General features: G+C 50.3%; 15 protein-coding genes, 1 pseudogene and 1 riboswitch. Of the genes and pseudogenes, 9 read left to right on the plus strand and 7 right to left on the minus strand.

Going from position 1 to position 13665, the window contains the following annotated elements:
* Window positions 1-190: 190 nt before the first annotated feature.
* Window positions 191-829 (minus strand): undecaprenyl-diphosphatase, encoded by a 639-nt coding sequence (locus tag QMF38_RS13725; RefSeq protein ID WP_390854706.1) that lies wholly within the window; start codon window positions 827-829, stop codon window positions 191-193.
* 131 nt (window positions 830-960) lie between these two features.
* Between QMF38_RS13725 and QMF38_RS13730 the strand changes: the two genes are divergently transcribed.
* Together QMF38_RS13730 and QMF38_RS13735 are read left to right on the plus strand one after the other, a co-directional pair.
* The gene (locus tag QMF38_RS13730) at window positions 961-1563 is read left to right on the plus strand and encodes a DedA family protein (protein WP_281759750.1); all 603 of its coding nucleotides are present in this window, start codon (window positions 961-963) and stop codon (window positions 1561-1563) included.
* Window positions 1564-1721: 158 nt separating this feature from the next.
* On the plus strand, window positions 1722-2141 hold the full coding sequence (locus tag QMF38_RS13735) for a hypothetical protein (protein ID WP_281759751.1): 420 nt from the start codon (window positions 1722-1724) through the stop codon (window positions 2139-2141).
* A 343-nt stretch (window positions 2142-2484) separates the two neighbouring features.
* On the opposite strand, the gene QMF38_RS13740 is transcribed toward QMF38_RS13735, so the two are convergent.
* Window positions 2485-3135 carry a hypothetical protein gene (locus tag QMF38_RS13740; RefSeq protein WP_281759752.1) on the minus strand — a complete coding sequence of 217 codons (651 nt, stop codon included), beginning with the start codon at window positions 3133-3135 and terminating at the stop codon, window positions 2485-2487.
* A gap of 279 nt (window positions 3136-3414) precedes the next feature.
* Window positions 3415-3954, minus strand: a complete 540-nt coding sequence (locus QMF38_RS13745; protein WP_281759753.1) for a TetR/AcrR family transcriptional regulator — start codon at window positions 3952-3954, stop codon at window positions 3415-3417.
* 118 nt (window positions 3955-4072) lie between these two features.
* Between QMF38_RS13745 and QMF38_RS13750 the strand changes: the two are divergent.
* Window positions 4073-4306: pseudogene (locus tag QMF38_RS13750) on the plus strand (alcohol dehydrogenase); the annotation flags it as partial.
* A gap of 91 nt (window positions 4307-4397) precedes the next feature.
* On the opposite strand, the gene QMF38_RS13755 reads toward QMF38_RS13750, so the two are convergent.
* Window positions 4398-4832: an Hsp20/alpha crystallin family protein gene (locus tag QMF38_RS13755; RefSeq protein WP_281759754.1), complete on the minus strand. Its 435-nt coding sequence runs from the start codon at window positions 4830-4832 to the stop codon at window positions 4398-4400.
* 106 nt (window positions 4833-4938) lie between these two features.
* Window positions 4939-5574 carry a hypothetical protein gene (locus QMF38_RS13760; RefSeq protein ID WP_281759755.1) on the minus strand — a complete coding sequence of 212 codons (636 nt, stop codon included), beginning with the start codon at window positions 5572-5574 and terminating at the stop codon, window positions 4939-4941.
* Between the two features lie 393 nt (window positions 5575-5967).
* Here QMF38_RS13760 and QMF38_RS13765 point away from each other — a divergent pair, with 393 nt between their 5' ends.
* Window positions 5968-7236, plus strand: a complete 1269-nt coding sequence (locus QMF38_RS13765; protein ID WP_281759756.1) for an MFS transporter — start codon at window positions 5968-5970, stop codon at window positions 7234-7236.
* A gap of 67 nt (window positions 7237-7303) precedes the next feature.
* On the opposite strand, the gene QMF38_RS13770 is transcribed toward QMF38_RS13765, so the two are convergent.
* Together QMF38_RS13770 and QMF38_RS13775 are read right to left on the minus strand one after the other, a co-directional pair.
* Window positions 7304-8485, minus strand: a complete 1182-nt coding sequence (locus tag QMF38_RS13770; protein WP_281759757.1) for an aminotransferase class I/II-fold pyridoxal phosphate-dependent enzyme — start codon at window positions 8483-8485, stop codon at window positions 7304-7306.
* Complete coding sequence (locus QMF38_RS13775; RefSeq protein WP_281759758.1) at window positions 8482-8976, minus strand: Lrp/AsnC family transcriptional regulator; 495 nt, start codon at window positions 8974-8976, stop codon at window positions 8482-8484. The genes QMF38_RS13770 and QMF38_RS13775 overlap by 4 nt, the downstream gene beginning before the upstream one ends.
* A 205-nt stretch (window positions 8977-9181) precedes the next feature.
* Between QMF38_RS13775 and QMF38_RS13780 the strand changes: the two genes are divergently transcribed.
* The 5 genes from QMF38_RS13780 to QMF38_RS13800 all read left to right on the plus strand — a co-directional run bounded on the left by QMF38_RS13780 (window position 9182) and on the right by QMF38_RS13800 (window position 13559).
* Window positions 9182-9385 carry a cysteine-rich CWC family protein gene (locus QMF38_RS13780; protein ID WP_281759869.1) on the plus strand — a complete coding sequence of 68 codons (204 nt, stop codon included), beginning with the start codon at window positions 9182-9184 and terminating at the stop codon, window positions 9383-9385.
* Between the two features lie 147 nt (window positions 9386-9532).
* Window positions 9533-9871 carry a L,D-transpeptidase gene (locus tag QMF38_RS13785; RefSeq protein WP_058095170.1) on the plus strand — a complete coding sequence of 113 codons (339 nt, stop codon included), beginning with the start codon at window positions 9533-9535 and terminating at the stop codon, window positions 9869-9871.
* Between the two features lie 132 nt (window positions 9872-10003).
* Window positions 10004-10834, plus strand: a complete 831-nt coding sequence (locus tag QMF38_RS13790; RefSeq protein WP_281759759.1) for a Dam family site-specific DNA-(adenine-N6)-methyltransferase — start codon at window positions 10004-10006, stop codon at window positions 10832-10834.
* A gap of 123 nt (window positions 10835-10957) precedes the next feature.
* Window positions 10958-11749, plus strand: a complete 792-nt coding sequence (locus QMF38_RS13795) for a COG4705 family protein (RefSeq protein WP_281759760.1) — start codon at window positions 10958-10960, stop codon at window positions 11747-11749.
* A gap of 80 nt (window positions 11750-11829) precedes the next feature.
* A riboswitch (purine riboswitch) is annotated at window positions 11830-11931 on the plus strand.
* A gap of 158 nt (window positions 11932-12089) precedes the next feature.
* Complete coding sequence (locus tag QMF38_RS13800; RefSeq protein WP_281759761.1) at window positions 12090-13559, plus strand: purine-cytosine permease family protein; 1470 nt, start codon at window positions 12090-12092, stop codon at window positions 13557-13559.
* Window positions 13560-13665 lie beyond the last annotated feature (106 nt).

Here is a 13665-nt window from a genome sequence, read left to right on the forward strand (position 1 = left end):
CTTTTTTATCATTATTGCAAAATGCAGAGACCAAAGCTTTGGCGGAGTGTTGGAGTTTGAATGACCTTGTACGTTAACCGAACCACCTACATTCTCGAAGGAATACCGTTTGAAGCATTCACGGGAGCGACTCAGTTCAAATCGCTTCGTGAATCCCCGATATCGACGGACTTGTCCTAATCCCTGCTTTTTACATCGACCTGGTGTTTGAGCGCGTGTGCTTTCCGACCTTTGCGGAAGGACCGTACTTGAACAGTTTTGCGGCAAAGGTGGATATCGGAAGAACGAACTTGGAGAATTCCCACGTTACCTTTGCTGAAATGATACCGACAACCATACCACCGATGACATCCGTGGGATAGTGTACACCTACGTATACTCGTGCAAACATCACGATAATCGCGAGAGTCGTAAACGTTCGACTGATCCACTTCGTATTGTGTCCCCAAGATCCTGCGGCAAAGCCAAAGCTCCCTGATGTGTGGTCACTTGGAAATGATGCGTCATGGCTGTGTGGTATGAGTTGCGTGAAACTTCCCTTTGAGAAAACAGTAAATGGGCGAGGACGGAACCATACATTTGAAATGATGACGTTAATGATAAGTGCCACAATGCCTGATAAACCAGCCATGATAAGAGCGTGGCGATGTTCAATGTCTCGCTTTGGAAGAGCGAACCAGGCGATAATAAACAATATGGCGTAAATTTCAAGAGCATCTTTAGCAAAGAAGATCATGAGATGATCGAATATGGAATTGTGCCCCGCAAGTCCGTTAATCAAGTGATATACCGTGGTGTCGAAAGGATTGACTAATGCCGCGTGAATCAATGCATTCACTCCTACCATTTAGGTTATAACAACCTAATGGACACCCGAATCTACAAGGAAGTCATCATGAAATGAACTTTTTTATTGGAAAGAAGTCCATACGTGTAAAAGCTTAGTTAAGGAGTGGCAATATGCACATCCATACCCATCAAATGCTACAACACTACGGATATTTCGGTGTATTTTTCATTTTGCTTCTTGAAATGGTGGGTATTCCGTTTCCCGCCGAGACGACATTAACGATCTCAGGTTTTGAATGGTCTAATGGTGCCTTTAAATTGATCCCTTTGTTGCTTGCGGCTGGTTTGGGGAACATTGTGGGATCTACGATAGCTTTTTGGATTGGACGATTGCTGGGAAGACCCGTCATTGTCCGATTCGGAAAGTATGTAGGGATTACCAATGAGCGGTTGGACAAAGCGAACCACATGTTCCATCGACATCAAAGTTGGATTGTTATTATCGGGAAATTTATCGCAGGTATCCGCGTTTTGATACCGTATCTGGCAGGTGTTAATAAGATGAACTTTGCAGTGTTCTCCCTCTATAATGCTGTAAGCGCATTTGTCTGGGCGGCTGTGTTTATTATCCTTGGGAGATATATGGGTATCGAGTGGAGTAAGTATCACCAAGTCCTCCATCAGTATCTCGTTCCAGGCATTATCGTTGTCGCCATCGTTATTGGTGTGGTCGTTGCCCTTAAAATGCGCCATCGGAAGAATGTAGCGAGATAAGACAGACTACGGATAATTAGGGGGAACGGATGATAGAAATTTGTTCTCCCCACATGAACTTTTTTGAGCCGATTACCGACTTTATCAGTAGATCAGGACGCTCATATACCTGTTCATGCTCAAAACTGACTATATAAAAAGGATAAGGAAGAATTCACATGTTCAGTGGAGCCAATGTTTTTACAGGAATTCGTTTTATGGTCGGTAATCATATAAAAGAAGTTGTATCTCAGATGAAGCACTCGGTATTTCGTCCTGCAGATAAAGCATTTTTGCTCCTAAATGGGTTGGCGGGAGTCCTATGTCTCGCAGAAATTCCGCTTGGAACTTGGGCTTTTCACCACATACAGGTTTCTCTTTGGCTTCACATTGTCCAAGTCCTTGCGTGGTTTTTAGACGGAGCTCTCTGTATCAATGCCGCGTTTTTGTGGGGAAAACGAACCTTCAAAAGAGTTCTGTCGCTTGTAATGCCATTTCGGCGCAATCAGGAGACTGCTTTGCCGTGGTCAAGACTTGTAGTTTACGCTGTATTGCAGGCATTGATTTATTCCGTATATATCCCAATACAATTTCACTGAAGATTTTTGGAGGAAAACAAAAAACCATTTGAGTTGTTGAGTATTTATGAACGAGAAGGGTTGTCTGTTTGACTGGTCACGAGATGCTGATCGTTGTCATAATCGGAAATTTGATTTCTTTTGCGTGGATTGAGTTTTGCAAGCGACAGAGAACTTCCAAATATGAATAGCTTCTGATTAAGGGCATAGCATTCATGGGCAAAGGGTGAAGTATGAAGGGTATTAAAGGGGAAGGTAAACGTTTGCATTTCTTATCTTTGACCATCACATTATTAGCCAGTCCGATGTGCTTGTTGGGCTTTTGTTACACGCAGATAAAATCACAAGCGGGATAACACTGATTTTAGAATCGATGCTTATTATCGTTGCATCTTTGGTGTTGATTGCGTGTGTCAGGCTTCTCTTGAAATAGGACGCTCATCCGTTCTGCACCGCGCCGCAAGTCCACCACGTAGTCAAACCGCCTGGACACATACGGCCATTGGAACCAAAGCGCAGCTCCGGGGAACCACGCCATGAGACAATATTGGACATGTTCTGCGATTCTTTGCGCGTTGTGAGCGTGCAGTAAACCGATGATGCCGACTGCAAAGAAGGCGAGTCCAAGTAGGAAAACCAAGAGGATTGCAACCATGACCTCGGGGGCCCCAGCAGACCTCGGTGAACGGATAACGGTCCAGGTTCCCTGGTGCGGCCCCTGAAGTACGTGAAGCTTGCGTTGATTCTGCAGAATGGCTTGGAAACGCTCGTTTGCCCGCCGCTGCATCGTCCAGAAGAAGATAGAGAGCACCACGCAAGTGCAAAGCGGAGGCACGTCCAGCCAAAACCATTTCGCGGAGGTGGGTGTGATGTTGTCGAGAGCGTTCGAGGTCACATACAATGCGATAACCAACAGCACGAACACGGTGCACATGCCGACGAGTTCCCGCGTGGTAACGTAGGAGCGTACTTGCATCTCCTGCGCGTTTGTTGGGAGGTTATCCATCGGATTCACCTTTCTGGCTCCAACTAATTTGTTTTGAGAGCATTATATGTTGTCTTATATTCCGTGGCAAGATATGGGTTTGTCCGATATGCGGAACATGAATGGCGTAGACCGCCGTATCATCAAGCCAAATAGCCCGGCATGCTGCATCCGCCGCTGCCAGGGGGCTGCACAAAGGCAGGCAGAAACCCCATTTTATTGAGGCGACCAGGGCTATGCTATATCGTTTTCGACGGATCGATCCGGCCGGGGGAAGCAATCATGCAGACCCTTTCACAACGAGAACACTCATCCATGGACATCTGCATGAGGCAGAATGGGCGCCTCATATAGCGTCTGCAGTAGCGTTCCCACGTGCTGTACCATCACCTTTGGTGGATACGGCATGTTGTGTGCCAACCACCACTCGACCACGCCAACATATGCATGCACGACAAACGGAATCAGGACGTCCTGAAGAGCATCGCGGCGCTCACCCGCCGTGCGGCGCAGTTCCTCCTGAAAGGCTTCAAATTCAAAGGCGAAAAAGCGAGCCCGAAAGTATGGGGCTCCCTTGCTTGTAAGCATCATCGCGAAAAACGAGTAGTGATTCTCTAAATACTGAAAGCACATTTCCGTTGCAGGCAGCCAATCCAGTTCACATACGCTCTCGCTAAATGTCCGAAGTTCCTCGATAGATTCCTCAATGACGTGATCCAGCAGGTCAAACTTATCGACGTAATGCAGATAAAACGTCTTGCGGCTAATATTGGCTCGGTCCGCAATGTCCTGCACCGTAATTTGATCAAAATGCTTTTCTTCCATCAATTCGAGTAACGCCTGTTTCATGGCCTTCCTCGATCTGGCGATCCGCCTGTCCAATGTTGCGAAAGACCTCCTTCTTTATCCTCGAGGTTTAGGTAACAGTTTGCTTACCTTCGCGTAATAATGCGCAGTTTGACTTACATTGCCTATTAATGTATTTCCTCTGATTCTACACCGGCGATCGTTTGCGGGTTCTGCCATTGGAGGGATTCGTGAGACGCAGGAGATGTTGGATTTCTGCGCGGAGCACGGGGTGGTTCCCGAGATTGAGGTGATCTCAGCTGATCAAATCGACGAAGCTTGGGAACGGGTGTTGGCATCAGACGTGCGATACCGATTCGTGATCGACATTAGTACCATGAAGTCAAATTCTTGATCTGTATAGAGATCGACTTCATGACATTTTATATGAAAAGTTTGGTTACAGGCACATGCCCCCGGAACTGCGGGGGCATGTGTTTATGGCTTCAATGAAAGTCTACATCAATCTGCCGACCAGTTTGCCGTTGGCTCTTCGGAATTCTGACTTCTAGCACTCCATTTCGGTACGACGCTTTCGCACCTGTGTCATCGACGGCTGTGGGTAGTGGCACAGTTCGCGAGAATTGGCCGAAGTAGCGCTCCATTCGATGCACATTTTCGTCCTTTTGTTCATCCATCCGTTCAATTTTGCCGCTAAGGTGAAGGTGGTTGTCATGAACGGTAATTGTTACATCTTCTTTCTTTTCCAGACCAGGAATGTCAGCCGTGACAATGACCTCGTCATGCGTTTCGCGTACATCACAACGTATCCGCGGCATATTTGAAAAGTGATTGTCAAACCAATCGTCGTCGAACAGACGAGGGAATGAACCAAGGTCACGCCTCATGATGGCAAACGGGTCATACGGGATTAAGGGCATGTTGGTTGCACCTCCAAGTCATTCATGTTGGTGTATATAGGGTTTCCGGCTTCACAAAAAAGTTGCATTGCACCGGTTTGCAGTCAGACATGAGCATCGAGGCATATCAACCTGGTTTGTTTCCAGGTTGAAACTTCTGTGAAACGTAGTCCCAAATGGGGAGATAGAGTGTCCGCTTGTTTGTTGGGAATGTCATCGTGATCGTCTGGTTTGTATGTAAACTTACATACGTTTTACTATACTGGATTCCACTGGTTCCGACCTTGGTGATCAAGTTTACGACAATCCATCGATTCGGGACAACAGAATAGCTCTCGGAAATGAATCCGGGTTGGTTGTGTTCATCTTGTAGGTTCTTCTTGAATAGGTCGACCATTTGTGCGAAGTTATAGCCGTTTCCGCTTCCCGATACGGTGTTGATAGTCCCCACCGCTTGTAAAATGACATCGGTTTTAGGCACCGTTGAGCCGTACCCATTGTCAAACGACTCGACGCCAGAGGGAGTTGTGAACCATCGTCCATCGCCGTCTGTAGGGCGTGGACCAACACGCCAACCTGCAGGATATTCAACGGAAAAGCCAAAACGCGGATTGGTGTACGTTTTATACGTCATGGCCTTTGTAGACGACATCACCTTGCTGACATTTGCGGCAGGACGGTTTGTTGTGTTAAGTGCATCGGTTCCACATCCAGCCAAGGCCAAGATGGAGAGGGCAACGAGTGCACTACATAATGCCTTCATAATTTGTCTACCTCCTATGCATTGCTGCATTAAATAGGGTGATTGTGTAGACAGCACGATGGAATTACAGATAACCCCATCAAGCGCCCTTGTCAACTCTGACCGAAAGAATGTCTGTGGGCCTTGAAGAAGCTCACTTTCCCTAGTTGTGTGGAAGCGGCCATGATCATGCGAATGAACCCCTACGCATAAATTGTTCACTTATTAAGGTTCTGAACAGTCGTATTAGAACACTAGCCTACACCTAATTGACAAAGGTATGTTGAAACCACGCGGATAAACAGTATGCCGCAATGGTGAAAAACCGCTATAATCATATATAAAGGCTAAATACAATGGGTTCAGAAGGGGCAGTGGTTGCACTGCTTCTCTTTTTTCTGGGGGAGTGGAGCGTTGAATAGGCAAGACAGTCGTTACCGCTGGGCGGTCTTTTTCGCTGTTCTCTTGGCTTACTATCTGATTGTCAGCCAACGTACGGCGCCTGGCCTCATTACCAACCAACTAATGCACACATTTCATATTTCTGCGGCTGCGATTGGTCTTATGGGCAGTTTGCAGTTTCTTTCGTACGCTCTGTTGCAAATTCCTGTGGGGCTACTGTCGGATCGATTCGGCCCCAATCGCTTTCTCGTTGTGGGTGCCTTGCTCGATGGTCTCGGCACGTTGCTGTATAGTGTTTCGGGAAACGAATATATGTTGATGGGCTCACGTTTTCTGGTTGGTATGGGTGACGCCACGATTTTCGTCAACTTCGTGGCGGTCGTCAATCAATGGTTTCAGGCAAAGGAGTTTATTGGCCTGCTCGGGGTCATCGGTGTTGCGGCAGGGCTCGGATCGCTTACGGCAACGGTTCCTTATGCGCTATGGATAGCAGCTATGGGTTGGCGAATACCATTCCTCGTTGTAGGGCTGGTTATCATGGTTTGCGCGGTCCTTCTGTATGTGGTGCTGATCGCGAAGCCAAAGCGGATGTTTGGCGCTAGCCCTGCTATGGCAGAATCCCGACTGCGACCACAGCAAAATGTCATGGCAACCTTGCGGCGTATGTTTTCGACACGACAGGCATGGGCTACGGCCATGTGCCATTTTGGCCTCGTCGGAACGTATGTCGGCTTCATCGGATCGTGGGGCGTACCTTATTTCATGCAGGTGTTTGGCATGTCCCGAGCCGCTGCGAGTAGCCTTCTGATGTGCGGGCTATTCGGCGCCATGGCAGGGGGGCCGGTGACCAGTGCGCTTGCCACGCGACTCGGTATGACAAAGCGCATTTACACGTTTGTACATGCGATCACGTTTTTGAGTTGGCTCCTCTGGTTCCTGATTGGCGACAAACCGCCGCTTTGGGCCATCATCGTGCTGCTTGTGCTTATCGGCTTTGGCAACGGGGGTAGTTCGCTCACTTTCGCTGTCGTGCGCGACTCGTTCCCAATTGAAATGGTCGGTGTCGTATCGGGATTTTCCAATATGGGTGGATTTGTGAGTGCTATCCTGTTACCAAGCTTATTCGGGTATGTACTCGGCTTGTTTCCCGAACATCTGCTGGTGTTAGGATATCACGATGGCCTTGTCATCCCGGCGTTGTTTTCGCTCGTTGGACTTGTCGGTGTCCGGCTAATCCGGCAACCAGGCTACACAGAGGCAGGTGTGCACATGAGTGTATGAGGAGTGGCGGTACGCATCACGAGACACAGGGCCAACGCACTTCACATAGCGTTGGCCCTGAAGCATGTCATTTAACCGCCTGTGATGTCAGCTTTACAACAAAGGTACCGATGCGTCGCATGGCTTCTTCAATTAACTCTACCGATGTCGCATAGGAGCATCGGATAAAGCCCTCACCCGTTTCGCCAAAGACACTTCCCGGTACTACTGCAACGCCTTGCTCCAGGAGTAAGCGCTCGGCAAAGTCTTCAGAAGAAAGCCCCGTTGGTCGAATGTCTGGAAACGCGTAGAACGCACCTCGGGGCTCGTGACACGGCAAGCCGATGTCGTTCAGGTTCGCGACGATGAGTTTTCGCCTTCTATCATAGCTTTCCACCATCTTATTTCGCTCGTCATCGCCGTTGCGCAGTGCTTCCAGCGCTGCGCGCTGCGCCATGTGTGGCGCACACATAATCGTATACTGGTGAATCTTCAACATTGCCGATAGCAACGGCTCGCACGCCGCGATGTAGCCAATCCGCCAGCCGGTCATCGCGTATGCCTTCGACATGCCGCTGATCACAATGGTGCGCTCCTGCATGCCCGGTAATGCCGCGATGCTGGTATGCACGCCGTCGTATGTCAGTTCGGCGTAAATTTCATCCGAGATGACAAACAGGTCGTGCCGTACGGCAACGTCGGCAATGTCCTGCAAATCTTTGCGCGACATGACGGCGCCAGTCGGGTTGTTCGGGAAACATAGAACAAGAGCTTTGCTCTGGGGCGTGATGGCTCGTTCCAAGGCGTCGGCCGTCAGTCGAAATCCATCCTCCGCGTAGGTCGGTACGTCCACGACACGCGCTCCTGCAAGCAACGCGCAAGGTTTGTAGGAGACATACGTGGGCGATGGAATAAGGACGTCGTCGCCGGGGCAAACGAGCGTCCGCATGGCCAAATCGATAGCTTCGCTACCACCAACGGTGACCATGATTTCGTGCGACGGATCGTAGGTCAGCTCATATTTCGTCAGGTACTTTGCAATCTCGATGCACAACTCCGGCAATCCACGGTTTGATGTATATGTGGTGTAGCCCTGTTCCAGCGAATACATGCAAGCTTCGCGGATGTGCCATGGTGTGACAAAGTCCGGTTCGCCTACGCCGAGCGAGATAACGTCCTGCATCTGGTTGGCAAGATCAAAAAAACGGCGGATGCCGGAAGGGGGCAGATTGGTGACGATAGGCGACAGGCGGTCATATAGGTTGCTCATGGTGTGATCATCAGTCGCCTTTCTCCATCGGTGTCGTCGAAAATGACGCCGTCCGACTTATAAGTTTTCAGCAGAAAATGTGTCGTCGTCGCGGTGACGTTTTCAATGGTTGCTAGCTTTTCGGAGACGAAGCGGGATACTTCGCGAATGTCGCGGCCGACAACCGTGACTTGCAGATCATAACCACCCGACATGAGTGAAACCGATTTGACTTCTTCAAATCGATAGATTTTCTTGGCGATGGAGTCAAAGCCAACTTCGCGTTGCGGCAGTACGCGCACGTCGATGACGGCGGTCACTTGATTGGTTTCAAGCTTATCCCAGTTGACGACAGCGGAATAGCGAAGGATAACTTTATCCTTTTCCAGGCGGTCGATGGTCTCTGCAATCACCTCAGGTGCTTCCCCCAGCATTTTGGCGATGGTATCGATACTGAGTTTGGCGTTGTCGTGCAATAAGTCCGCCACTTTGAGCCGCAGCGCGTCGTTCATACAGATTCCCTCATTCCGATTCCTTGTCTCGCGCGCAAAACGGTTGTGACGCGAGCCTGCGAAGATCATGGTATATCGAATTGTAGCACAGTTCAGTTGTTTCGTGTCTCGGAATCCGGGTGTCAAGGCGGGATACGCCTCGTTTATACTGATGTGAAGTGAGGGGCATTTGGCACTGGCCTTGCGTGTAACCTTTGCGAAGGAGATGATCCCCTTGAACGACGGAACCCGGTGTCCGCTTTGCGGGATGGATAATCGATGTGGGCACGTGGCAGGCGATCCGCCCGGGACGTGCTGGTGCGATAAGGCTCATTTCCCAAAGGAGATTCTCGAGCACTTGCCTGCGTGTGGGGTGTGTATTTGTGAAACTTGTCTGGAGCGGCTCAAGTCTCGCTTCGGGCAGTCGTGAAACGCCCTTTCCCTGCGTGCCACAGTCTTAGCTTCTTGATCCATCCATTCTCTGCCGTCCAGCTGTTTCGCTTGCTTTGCTGGCATCCGTTCCAAGCTACGGGTGAACCCGGCGCCTGCATATCTTGGTGCAGGGAGGCGAATATCAATGCCCAAATATCGTATTATTGTTGATTTGTCCGACCGGCGGTTGTACCTTCTCGATGGCGATCGAGTGACGCGGTCGTTTCCTGTCGGGATCGGCAAAATTGCAACGCAGACCCCGGTTGGGGAGTATATCATCGTCAACAAGGAGCCCAATCCGGGAGGGCCATTTGGTGCGTACTGGCTCGGGTTGTCGAAACCGCACTATGGCATCCACGGTACCAACGATCCAGCAAGCATTGGCAAACTCGTGTCGCACGGCTGTATCCGCATGTACAACGAAGATGTAACCTGGCTTGCCCACACTGTGCCACTACAGACGCCTGTGACGATCCGCCCGTAATTTCATATTTGTGCATTTGTATTGTATGGACGAGGGGGATCGGCCGATTTAGAATAAGATAGCACGCCGTCTAACCCTTTTTGCAACAGGTGGTTGGCGGTGATCCCGGCCCGCAAAGGGGAGGTGGTCGCGATGAAACCTTTCTTAAAGTGGGCTGGCGGCAAGTATCGCCTGCTGTCGCACATCAGGCGGCGGCTGCCTGCGGGTCGTCGCTTGATTGAACCTTTCGTCGGCTCCGGAGCCGTTTTCCTCAACACAGATTATCCCGAATACATATTGGCTGACATCAACGCCGACGTGATTGCCCTCTATCGAATTTTGCAGGACCATGGCGACGAATTCATTGCATATTGCAAATCGATGTTTATCCCGGAGAACAACACGCCCGAACGTTATTATGAACTACGTGCCGAGTTCAACGCTGCTCACGATATGTTTCGCCGGGCAGCCTTGTTCGTCTATTTAAATCGTCATGGTTATAACGGATTGTGCCGTTATAATCGCAAGGGCCGCTTCAACGTGCCGTTTGGCCGGTATCCTAAGCCATACTTCCCTGAGCGGGAGATGCAATACTTCGCGCAGAAAGCGGCCCAAGCGACGTTTGTTTGCGAGGACTTCCGGAGCGTGATGGCACACGCCGAACGAGGTGACGTCATCTATTGCGATCCGCCTTACGTTCCACTCTCACGCACAGCTAATTTTCGTGGCTACGCCGCCGGAGGCTTTTCCTGGGAGGCGCAGGTAGACCTTGCTCGCCTGGCGACAGAACTGTCGCAGCGCGGTATTCCTGTCCTGATTTCGAACCATGCCACCGAATTCACCTCATCTGCCTACGCGGCTGCGGCGCAAGAACGGATCGAAGTCCGTCGCGTGATCAGTTGTGACGGAGCCAATCGAGCAACAGCAACCGAGGTATTGGCGCTATTCGGCGATTTACCAGATGATATTGCGCCTAACGGCTGATGTTTCGCGAAGGCGAACTTTTTTCGGATGGCGCTCGTCTTTTCCGCATGGAAAGAGCATCTTGGTCACAATCTAGCGCTGTCCAGAGATGTGGAAAAAGCGCATTGCGAGAGGAAGTCGAGAATGAGCGCAGTTCGATACGCCTCCACCCGCCGGATTCGTGCGCAGTGGACGAAGGTCCCGGAAATTACAGTCTATTTTTGGGTCGTCAAGTTATTGACGACGGCAATGGGCGAAGCGACATCGGATTATCTGGTGTACCATATGAACCAGTATCTTGCTGTCTTCCTGGGGGCATTTGGATTCTTGGTCGCACTTGTCTTGCAGTTTAAGGTGCGTAAGTATGTACCTTGGGTCTATTGGTTGTTCGTCACGATGGTCGCCATTTTTGGCACGATGGTCGCAGATGCCATCCATATCGTCCTGGGGGTGCCGTATTATGCGTCCACCATCGCGTTCGCAATCATTCTGACGGCGGTTTTTATATCGTGGAGTAAAGTCGAAGGGACACTGTCGATCCACAGCATTTATACGCGTCGCCGCGAGATGTTCTATTGGGCCGCTGTTCTGGCGACCTTTGCTATGGGCACCGCCTGCGGCGACATGACCGCAACGACACTACACTTAGGCTATTTTGCGTCGGGCGTCATGTTTATTGTGCTGTTTCTCGCACCATTCGTGTGTCGCCGTCTCTTTGGCTTGAACGAAGTGTTTGCTTTCTGGTTTTCCTACGTCATGACAAGGCCGCTCGGAGCGTCGTTTGCGGACTGGTTCGGCGTCGACAAGGCGTACGGCGGGCTGGGCTACGGTAGGGGGGCCGTGAGTATTGTGACGACGATTCTCATTGTCCTACTTGTTGGGTATTTGAGTGTGGCACACAAAAATATGCAGAATAGAATTGCGTCGGATTTGTAACAATCGTGTTGAATTGGCTCGTTAAAGCGCTATTTTTGCTGATCATTCCATTGATTCTGGTCTAACGAGATCGGTAAACTGTACATGCGTAGATGAGACCTCGTATAATGCCGGGAATATGGCTCGGCAGTTTCTACCAAGCGACCGTGAATCGCTTGCCTACGAGGTCGTTGTCATGTGAAGAGCCATGGCAGGTGGAATGACGGAGCATTAGCGATTTGTTCTTTCATCCACTTGTTGCACCAACCAACTCTTCCATATCAACGGCCTCTTGGCGAAGCATCCAAGCGTTTCGCAAAAAGAGGTCTTTTTTTATGTTGATAAAGGGGGAGTATGGGGGATGGCCACACAGGTACGGCCAGATGTAGAGCAGGCACAAATCGATGCTGCATTTCATCTTGAAACGGAAGGCAATGGCATCATCGCTGAAAATAAGCGGCACGGTATGCCGAAAGAACTGTTTTTCGTGTGGTTTGCCGCCGTGCTGACGTACACCGGCGTCGTGACCGGACAATTGTTTACCTCGTTAGGGCTGAACGTTTGGGAAAGCATGATTGTTGTACTTTTATGTTCGTTCTCATTCGCAGTTTTAGGTATCGTGTGTGGGACAGGACCGAAAGCCGGGACTGTGACGTTGACCATCTCTCGCGCCGCCTTTGGCGTGCATGGCAATAAGGTGCCAGCCTTCTTTAGTTGGTTGACGGCCGTTGGCTGGGAGAGCGTGACGATGGTTCTGACGGTCTGGGCTATTTTGAGCCTTGCACAGTACGTGGGTCTGCCTTCGACAGGTGTCGGACCGACTGTGATTGCGCTCATGATCACGCTAATTTTGACGTACACGGTGCCGATTTTAGGCCACGCAACGCTGATCACGATGCAACGTATTCTGGCGTTCGTACTTGGCATCTGCGCCGTTATCGTCGTTTTTGCCGTCTTGCCGTCCGTGCATTGGGGATTTGCTCCGCCTATTCAAAACATGGCGGCTCATGGTCCGTTTCCAACATTCTTGCTGGCACTCTCGATTGGACTTGCGAGTACCTTTTATGGGTGGGTGAACTTTGCCGCCGACTACTCTCGTTACTTGCCTGTCCAAACGCCGACACGGCGGATCGTCGGTGCGACGTTCTGGGGCGGTGGCGTAGCCAGCTTTGTGATGATGGGGCTTGGCGTCGTGCTTGGGACATTCGTCAATCCGAACGCGTTTTCTAGCAATCCGGTCATGGCGATTGCAAAAGCCATTCCGGCATGGGCGGCTATTCCGTTTCTGCTTGCGGTCGTCATTGGTGATATTTGCGCCAACTATTTGAATGCCTATAGTTCAGGTATGAGCTTCTTGTCCATGGGCATACGCCTCAAGCGTTACTGGGCGGTGACGATTGACGGCATCATTTGTACCGCCATTGGTGTGTATGCTCTGTTTTTCTCGACGAACTTTGTATCCTTCTTCCAAAACTTCTTGGATCTTATGATTACGGTCATGGGCCCTTGGGCGGCGATTTATCTCGTGCATCACTTCTTGGTGAAAGGCCGTTACGACGCACAAGCACTGGTTGAATCGGGGCCAGGGTCCGCCTACTGGTATACTGGCGGCATCAATTGGCGAGCTATGGTATCCTTCGTCATCGGTGTAGCGGCAACATTTTTCACGGCGAACAGCGCTCTTTGGGTCAGCCCATTGTCCACAGCGTGGTTTGGCGGTGCCGATTTGACGGCATTTGCGGCGCCCATTGTGACGGGGATCGTGTATTTCGTGTTGGCGCCAAAATCAAACGTAGGTGCCAATCATCAAGTGAAGGCGAAAGCGTCCTAAAGACAACACTTCGTTCCATCACGCAAAACCTCCACGTGTGCATGCGCGTGGAGGTTTTTCTATGTCATGGACTTAAAGAATACCTTCATAGGTATACTTGACGTTT

Source organism: Alicyclobacillus hesperidum subsp. aegles, assembly GCF_027923525.1.
GTDB lineage: Bacteria > Bacillota > Bacilli > Alicyclobacillales > Alicyclobacillaceae > Alicyclobacillus > Alicyclobacillus aegles.